The sequence below is a fragment of the Microbacterium sp. H6 genome, assembly GCF_003314775.1.
Classification (GTDB): Bacteria; Actinomycetota; Actinomycetes; order Actinomycetales; family Microbacteriaceae; genus Microbacterium; species Microbacterium oxydans.
Genome location: NZ_QOAY01000077.1, coordinates 15,729 through 25,023 on the forward strand (window position 1 = coordinate 15,729; position 9,295 = coordinate 25,023).

General features: G+C 65.7%; 4 protein-coding genes. 3 read left to right on the forward strand and 1 reads right to left on the reverse strand.

Annotated features, from left to right (window positions below):
- The 3 genes from DSP71_RS23205 to rpoC form a co-directional block, all read left to right on the forward strand.
- Positions 1 to 806, forward strand: an 806-nt coding sequence (locus DSP71_RS23205; RefSeq protein ID WP_258546282.1) for an ABC transporter ATP-binding protein, incomplete at its 5' end; no start/stop codon positions are given.
- A 299-nt stretch (positions 807 to 1,105) separates the two neighbouring features.
- Positions 1,106 to 4,609 (forward strand): DNA-directed RNA polymerase subunit beta, encoded by a 3,504-nt coding sequence (locus DSP71_RS05635; protein ID WP_113680588.1) that lies wholly within the window; start codon positions 1,106 to 1,108, stop codon positions 4,607 to 4,609.
- Between the two features lie 80 nt (positions 4,610 to 4,689).
- On the forward strand, positions 4,690 to 8,565 hold the full coding sequence (gene rpoC, locus DSP71_RS05640) for a DNA-directed RNA polymerase subunit beta' (protein WP_061017157.1): 3,876 nt from the start codon (positions 4,690 to 4,692) through the stop codon (positions 8,563 to 8,565).
- 135 nt (positions 8,566 to 8,700) lie between these two features.
- Here rpoC and DSP71_RS05645 read toward each other — a convergent pair.
- The coding region (locus DSP71_RS05645; RefSeq protein ID WP_113680589.1) for a hypothetical protein at positions 8,701 to 9,295 on the reverse strand (595 nt) is incomplete at its 5' end.

Sequence of the window (9,295 nt, forward strand, 5' to 3'; positions counted from 1 at the left end):
GCTCCCAGGGCTCGTCGAAGGGCAACATCGTCGAGATCGAGAACCTCACCAAGGTCTACCCGGTACGCGGCCGTGGGGAGGACTTCGTCGCGGTCGACGACGTGTCGCTGGTGATCCCGCGCGGGGAGACGGTCGCGATCGTGGGGGAGTCCGGTTCGGGCAAGACCACGACCGCGCGGATGCTGCTCAAGGTGATCGAGCCCACGAGCGGGCTGATCCGCTACGAGGGCAAGGACATCGCGTCGCTGAGCCGGGCGGAGACGAAGGACTTCCGCCAGCGGGTGCAGCCCATCTTCCAGGACCCGTACTCGAGCCTGAACCCGATGTTCACGATCGAGCGGCTGATCGCCGAACCGTTGGAGTTCTACAAGCGGGGGAGCACTGCGGATCGTCGCAAGCGCGTGCGGCAACTGCTCGACGACGTGGCGCTGCCGCAGTCCATGCTGCGTCGCTACCCGTCCGAGCTCTCAGGCGGTCAGCGGCAGCGCGTCGCGATCGCCCGTGCGCTCGCGCTCTCGCCCGATCTGATCGTGTGCGACGAGCCCGTGTCGGCGCTCGACGTGCTCGTGCAGGATCAGATCCTGAAGCTGCTCGGCGACCTGCAGAGCGAGTACGGCCTGAGCTACCTGTTCATCTCGCACGACCTCGCGGTGGTGCGCCTGATCAGCGACTACGTGTGCGTCATGAAGGACGGGAAGCTGGTGGAGGCCGCGACCTCGGAGGAGATCTTCACGAACCCGCGCGACCCCTACACGAGGCGTCTGCTGGCGTCGATCCCGGGCAACGAGCTGAACATCGCCTCCTGAGGCCCCGTTCGCCGACACCCAACCCGCCCGCCGAGACCCATCGCCGCAGACGTCTGCGGCGATGGGTCTCGGCGCTGACGGTGGGTGTGGACGACTCCGGCGGGGTGCCAATACCGCAGGTTCGAAGATTGGTCAAGGATTGCGCTTGCCATGTCGCAGAATCGTGCGTATAGTTGGTAGTTGCGCTCGCTTCTCCCTGCCCTCATATGGTGGTCGGCATCTGTTGAGTTCCCGGGCGCACACTCCACCTGACGACAAAGGAATCGAGAAGCCCTGCGGGGCTCACGGAGGTTATTCCCTTGGCTGCTGCTCGCAACGCATCCACATCCACCACCACCAAGAACGGACGCGGAGCTTCCCGTCTTTCGTTCGCCAAGATCTCCGACACGCTGACGGTCCCTGACCTTCTCGCCCTGCAGACCGAGTCCTTCGGTTGGCTGGTCGGCAACGACGCCTGGAAGGCGCGCGTGGCCGAGGCCAAGGCCGCCGGTCGTACCGACGTGAACGAGAACAGCGGCCTCGGCGAGATCTTCGAGGAGATCTCTCCGATCGAGGACCTCGGCGAGACGATGCAGCTGTCGTTCACGAACCCGTACCTCGAGCCGGAGAAGTACTCGATCGAGGAGTGCAAGGAGCGTGGCAAGACCTACGCCGCTCCGCTGTACGTCGAGGCCGAGTTCATGAACCACCTCACGGGTGAGATCAAGACCCAGACGGTCTTCATGGGCGACTTCCCGCTCCAGACCGACAAGGGCACGTTCATCATCAACGGCTCCGAGCGCGTCGTCGTCTCGCAGCTCGTGCGCTCGCCGGGTGTCTACTTCGACAAGACCCCCGACAAGACGAGTGACAAGGACATCGTCTCGGCGCGCGTCATCCCGAGCCGTGGTGCATGGCTCGAGTTCGAGATCGACAAGCGCGACCAGGTCGGCGTGCGTGTCGACCGCAAGCGCAAGCAGTCCGTCACGGTCTTCCTCAAGGCGCTGGGCATGACCAGCGAGGAGATCCTGGCCGAGTTCGCCGGCTACACCTCGATCGAGGAGACGCTCTCGAAGGACACGATCGTCACGAAGGAAGATGCTCTCCGCGACATCTACCGCAAGCTCCGTCCGGGCGAGCAGGTCGCAGCCGAAGCCGCGCGTGCGCTTCTCGACAACTTCTACTTCAACCCGAAGCGCTACGACCTCGCCAAGGTCGGTCGCTACAAGATCAACCACAAGCTGGGCCTCGACCAGCCGCTGACCTCGTCGGTGCTCACCGTCGAGGACATCGTGGCCACGATCAAGTACCTCGTGCGTCTGCACGCAGGCACCGAGGAGACCTTCACCGGTATCCGCGGCGGCAAGAAGGCCGAGATCCGTCTCGCGACCGACGACATCGACAACTTCGGCAACCGTCGCATCCGCGCGGTCGGCGAGCTCATCCAGAACCAGGTCCGCACGGGTCTGTCCCGCATGGAGCGCGTCGTCCGCGAGCGCATGACCACGCAGGACATCGAGGCCATCACGCCGCAGACCCTGATCAACGTGCGCCCCGTCGTCGCCGCGATCAAGGAGTTCTTCGGAACCTCGCAGCTGTCGCAGTTCATGGACCAGAACAACCCGCTCGCGGGTCTGACGAACAAGCGTCGTCTCTCCGCGCTCGGCCCCGGTGGTCTCTCGCGTGACCGCGCCGGTGTCGAGGTCCGTGACGTCCACCCGTCGCACTACGGCCGCATGTGCCCGATCGAGACTCCTGAAGGCCCGAACATCGGTCTGATCGGTGCGCTCGCGACGTTCGCGCGCATCAACTCGTTCGGCTTCATCGAGACCCCGTACCGCAAGGTCGTCGACGGTGTCGTCACCGAGCAGATCGACTACCTGACGGCTTCCGAAGAGGTCGACTTCAACATCGCGCAGGCCAACGCCCCGCTCGATGCCAAGGGTCGCTTCGTCGAGAGCCACGTCCTGGCACGCCCGAAGGGCGGCAGCGGCGAGGTCGACATGTTCCTCCCCGAGGACATCGGCTACATCGACGTCTCGCCGCGCCAGATGGTGTCCGTCGCGACCTCGCTCGTCCCCTTCCTCGAGCACGACGATGCACAGCGCGCCCTCATGGGTGCCAACATGCAGCGTCAGGCCGTGCCGCTGCTGCGCAGCGACTCGCCGCTCGTCGGAACCGGTATGGAGGGCTACACGGCCATCGACGCCGGTGACGTGATCACCGCCGAGAAGGCCGGTGTCGTCTCCGAGGTCTCCGCGGACCGCGTCGTGGTCATGCTCGACGAGGGCGGAACGCAGGAGTACCACCTGCGCAAGTTCGACCGCTCGAACCAGGGCACGTCCTACAACCAGAAGGTCGTCGTCAACGCCGGTGAGCGCGTCGAGGTCGGAGAGGTCATCGCCGATGGCCCCGCCACCGAGAACGGCGAGCTGGCCCTCGGGAAGAACCTCCTCGTCGCGTTCATGACGTGGGAGGGCTACAACTTCGAGGACGCGATCATCCTGAGCCAGGACCTGGTGAAGGACGACACCCTCTCCTCGATCCACATCGAGGAGTACGAGGTCGACGCCCGCGACACCAAGCTCGGCAAGGAGGAGATCACCCGTGACCTCCCCAACGTCAGCCCGGAGCTGCTGAAGGACCTCGACGAGCGCGGCATCATCCGCATCGGTGCCGAGGTCCGCCCCGGCGACATCCTCGTCGGCAAGGTCACGCCGAAGGGTGAGACCGAGCTGTCGGCCGAGGAGCGTCTGCTCCGCGCGATCTTCAACGAGAAGAGCCGCGAGGTCCGCGACACGTCCCTGAAGGTGCCTCACGGCGAGCAGGGCACGATCATCGCGGTCAAGGAGTTCAACGCCGAGGACGGCGACGACGAGCTCGGCTCCGGCGTCAACCGCCGCGTCGTGGTCTACATCGCCCAGAAGCGCAAGATCACCGAGGGTGACAAGCTCGCCGGCCGTCACGGCAACAAGGGTGTCATCGCGAAGATCCTCCCGATCGAGGACATGCCGTTCATGGCGGACGGCACCCCGGTCGACATCGTCCTGAACCCGCTCGGCATCCCGGGTCGAATGAACTTCGGCCAGGTGCTCGAGACCCACCTCGGGTGGATCGCGAAGCAGGGCTGGAAGGTCGAGGGCACACCGGAGTGGGCAGTGCGTCTGCCGGAGCAGGCCTTCGAGGCAGCCCCCGGCACGAAGGTCGCGACCCCGGTGTTCGACGGTGCGAGCGAGGAGGAGATCGCAGGTCTCCTCGACGCGACCATCCCGACCCGCGACGGTGTCCGTCTGATCGACTCCACCGGAAAGGCCCAGATGTTCGACGGCCGCTCCGGCGAGCCGTTCCCGGCCCCGATCTCGGTCGGCTACATGTACATCCTGAAGCTGCACCACCTGGTCGACGACAAGATCCACGCACGTTCCACGGGTCCCTACTCGATGATCACCCAGCAGCCGCTCGGTGGTAAGGCGCAGTTCGGTGGACAGCGCTTCGGTGAGATGGAGGTGTGGGCCCTCGAGGCCTACGGCGCCGCGTACGCGCTCCAGGAGCTCCTCACGATCAAGTCCGACGACATCCTCGGCCGCGTCAAGGTGTACGAGGCGATCGTCAAGGGCGAGAACATCCAGGAGCCGGGCATCCCCGAGTCCTTCAAGGTGCTCATGAAGGAGATGCAGTCGCTCTGCCTGAACGTCGAGGTCCTCTCGGCCGACGGCACGCTGGTCAACCTCCGCGACACCGACGATGAGGCGTTCCGCGCCGCAGAGGAACTCGGTATCAACATCTCCAGCCGCTTCGAGGCCGCCTCGATCGACGAGATCTAATCCTTCGGAGGGCCCGGGACCCACGTCTCGGGCCCCCCGAAGCAGACTTCTCAAAAAGAATTTCCGACACAGGAGAACTAGTGCTCGAGTCCACAACTTTCGATGAGCTTCGCATCGGCCTGGCGACCGCAGACCACATCCGCGCGTGGTCCTACGGCGAGGTCAAGAAGCCCGAAACCATCAACTACCGCACCCTCAAGCCGGAGAAGGACGGTCTCTTCGGAGAGCAGATCTTCGGCCCGTCCCGCGACTGGGAGTGCGCCTGCGGCAAGTACAAGCGCGTCCGCTTCAAGGGCATCGTCTGCGAGCGCTGCGGCGTGGAGGTCACCAAGAGCTCCGTCCGTCGTGAGCGCATGGGTCACATCGAGCTCGCCGCTCCCGTCACCCACATCTGGTACTTCAAGGGCGTGCCCTCGCGCCTGGGCTACCTGCTCGACATGGCACCGAAGGACCTCGAGAAGGTCATCTACTTCGCCGCCTACATGGTCATCTCGGTCGATGAGGAAGCTCGTCACCGCGACCTGGGCACGCAGGAGAACAACATCCGTCTCGAGCTGAAGACGCTCGGCGACCGCCGCGACGCCAAGATCGCGGAGCGCCTGGCCAAGCTGGAGGAGGAGCTCGCTGCTCTCGAGGCGGAGGGTGCCAAGGCCGACGCCAAGAAGAAGGTCAAGGACGCCGCCGAGAAGGAGATGTCGCTCATCCGCAAGGGTGCCGACGAGGCGATCCTGAAGCTGGAGCGCGTGTGGGAGGACTTCCGCACGCTCGAGGTCGGCGCACTCCGTCCGGAGGACGACGTCTTCCACGAGCTGCAGGACCGCTTCGGTCAGTACTTCGAGGCCTACATGGGTGCCGAGTCGATCCAGCGTCGCCTCGCGGCGTTCGACCTCGAGGCCGAGGCGGAGAACCTGCGTCTGCAGATCTCCGAGGGCAAGGGCCAGCGCAAGATCCGTGCGATCAAGCGCCTGAAGGTCGTCAGCTCGTTCCTCGAGACCGGCATGAGCCCGGCGTCGATGGTCCTGGACGTCGTCCCGGTCATCCCGCCGGAGCTGCGCCCGATGGTCCAGCTCGACGGTGGCCGCTTCGCGACCTCCGACCTGAACGACCTGTACCGCCGCGTGATCAACCGCAACAACCGTCTTCGTCGTCTGATCGACCTCGGTGCCCCCGAGATCATCGTCAACAACGAGAAGCGCATGCTGCAGGAGGCCGTGGACGCACTGTTCGACAACGGTCGCCGTGGTCGCCCCGTCACCGGTACCGGCAACCGTGCCCTGAAGTCGCTCAGCGACATGCTGAAGGGTAAGCAGGGTCGTTTCCGTCAGAACCTGCTCGGAAAGCGTGTCGACTACTCCGGCCGTTCGGTCATCATCGTCGGCCCGCAGCTCAAGCTGCACCAGTGCGGTCTGCCCAAGCAGATGGCTCTGGAGCTCTTCAAGCCGTTCGTCATCAAGCGTCTGATCGACCTCGGTCACTCGCAGAACATCAAGGCCGCCAAGCGTGCCGTCGAGCGCACCCGTCCCGAGGTCTGGGACGTGCTCGAGGAGATCATCCGCGAGCGTCCGGTGCTGCTCAACCGTGCACCCACCCTGCACCGTCTGGGCATCCAGGCGTTCGAGCCCCAGCTCGTCGAGGGCAAGGCCATCCAGCTGCACCCGCTCGTCTGCGCGGCGTTCAACGCCGACTTCGACGGTGACCAGATGGCTGTCCACCTGCCCCTGTCGGTCGAGGCTCAGGCCGAGGCCCGCGTGCTGATGCTCGCGTCGAACAACATCCTGAAGCCGTCGGACGGCCGTCCGGTCACCCTGCCTTCGCAGGACATGATCATCGGTCTGCACCACCTGACCACGGTCAAGGAAGGCGCGACCGGCGAGGGCCGTGCATTCGGTTCGGTGGGCGAGGCGATCCTGGCCAAGGACGAGGGCTCCCTCGACCTGCAGGCGAAGATCCGCATCCGCATCCCCGGCCTGACGTTCCTCGAGGGCGAAGCTCCCGAGGGCTACGAGCGTCACGGTCTCGTCGACGCCTCGCTGGGTCAGGCGATCTTCAACGACACGCTGCCGAAGGGCTACCCGTTCGTCCGCGAGCAGGCTGACAAGAACAAGCTGTCGCAGATCGTCAACAAGCTGGCCGAGGAGTACCCCAAGGTCGAGACGGCTGCGTCGCTGGACCGCATCAAGGACGCCGGCTTCTACTGGGCAACGCGCTCCGGTGTGACCGTCGCCCTGAGCGACATCCTCACGCCGCCGAACAAGGCGGAGATCGTCGCGGGCTACGAGAAGCAGGCCGCGAAGGTCCAGTCGCAGTACGAGAAGGGTCTGACGACCGACTCGGAGCGTCGCCAGGAGCTCATCAAGATCTGGACCGAGGCCACAGACGAGGTTCAGGCCGCCATGAAGGCGAACTTCCCCGAGGACAACACCATCAACCGCATGGTGTCGTCGGGTGCTCGTGGTAACTGGCTGCAGATCCGGAACATCGCCGGTATGCGTGGTCTGGTGAACAACCCCAAGGGTGAGATCATCCCGCGTCCGATCATCTCCTCGTACCGCGAGGGTCTGTCGGTTGCGGAGTACTTCATCGCGACGCACGGTACCCGTAAGGGTCTCGCCGACACCGCTCTGCGTACCGCCGACTCGGGTTACCTGACCCGTCGTCTGGTGGACGTCTCGCAGGACGTCATCATCCGCGAAGAGGACTGCGGCACGTCGAAGGGCCTCGAGCTCCCGATCGCCGCTCCGAACTCGCAGGGTGAGCTGGTGCGCGACGCGAACGTCGAGAACTCGGTGTTCGCCCGTACGCTGGCCTCGGCCGTGGTCGACAGCAAGGGCGAGGTTCTCGCCGAAGCCGGTGAGGACGTCGGTGACGTGCTGATCGACAAGCTCGTCGCTCTGGGTGTCGAGACCATCAAGGTGCGCTCGGTCCTGACCTGCGACTCCGCCGTCGGTGTGTGTGCACAGTGCTACGGCCGTTCGCTCGCGACCGGAAAGACCGTCGACATCGGCGAGGCCGTCGGCATCATCGCGGCCCAGTCGATCGGTGAGCCCGGTACCCAGCTGACGATGCGTACCTTCCACACGGGTGGTTCGGCATCGGCGGATGACATCACGCAGGGTCTGCCCCGCGTGCAGGAGCTCTTCGAGGCGCGTACCCCCAAGGGCGCGTCGCCGATCGCCGAGGCCGACGGCCGCATCGCGATCGACGAGACCGACAAGGGCAAGAAGGTCATCCTCACGCCCGACAGCGGCGACGAGCCCGTCATCTACCCGGTGCTGAAGCGTGCCACGCTTCTCGTCGAGGACGGGCAGCACGTCACGGTCGGTCAGCCGATCCTGGTGGGCACGCTCGACCCCAAGGAGATCATGCGCGTCATGGGTGCTCGCGAGGTGCAGCGTTACCTCGTCGGCGGCGTCCAGGGCGTGTACCGCTCGCAGGGTGTGCCGATCCACGACAAGCACATCGAGGTCATCGTCCGTCAGATGCTCCGCAAGGTCACCGTCGTCGATCACGCCGACACGACCCTGCTCCCGGGTGAGATGGTCGACCTCAAGCGCTACCAGTCGATCAACCGCGAGGCTGTGGCAGAGGGCAAGCGCCCCGCGTCCGGCCGTCCGGAGCTGATGGGTATCACGAAGGCGTCGCTCGCGACCGAGTCGTGGCTGTCGGCCGCCTCCTTCCAGGAGACGACCCGCGTGCTCACCGAGGCTGCGATGCAGGGCAAGCGCGACCCGCTGGTCGGTCTCAAGGAGAACGTCATCATCGGTAAGCTCATCCCCGCCGGAACCGGTCTCTCGAAGTACCGCGACGTCACGGTCGAGGCCACAGAGGAAGCCAAGAGCGAGCGCTACCCGAACCGGATCTTCGCATCCGACGGTGCGTACGCCGATGGTGACTTCGGCTACGTCGACTTCGACGCGTTCTCGACGGACGACATCACCCCAGGCACCTACAACTGATTGAGGTTGTCGAGCGACGAAGTCGCGACACAACTGAGTGCTGAGTGACGAAGAAGGCCCCAGGGTTCGCCTTGGGGCCTTCTTCGTGCCCGGGTTTCACGCCATGCCGTCGACGGGGCTCCGGGCGCGGCGGGGTCAGTCGAAGATGTGCTCGATGATGCTCGAGGTGTAACCGGTCGGCGCCAGGTTCGAGTAGCGGGTGTCGATCATGACGTCGTCACGCCAGAACAGGGTGCGGCCGTCCGTCACGGGGTACTGCTCGTTGGGCCAGGTCTTCTCGCATCGGGTGCCGCCGTCCGGCGTGAAGCAGGAGAAGCCCTCGTTGTCGGCGAGTGCATTGAGCATGTCGAGCGCGGGACCGCGGTTCATCCGCGAGATGGTGGTCGTGAGCCTCGTGGTGTCTGCGCGCGGGTCGGCCCAATTGCAGGTGAGGGCGCCGTCCGCACCCACGCCCGAGGGTCCGAAGGCGGCGTCGTTGAGCGGGATGTCTCCGAGCTCGGCGAGCACGGATTCCGACAGGATCGCGCGGCAGTCTGTCGGGAGCGTGACGGCCTTGGCGGTGGGCGTGGGGGAGGGCGTTCCGGGCCCCTCCGTGCTGGTCGAGTCCGGGCTGGGCGCGTCGCTCGCTGCTGAGGGCGCCGAGGACCCTGCTCCCGCGCCGGCTTGCGGAGTGCACGCCGTGAGGGCGATGAGGAGCGAGAGGGCCACGGCGGCGCCGGCGAGGCGGGGG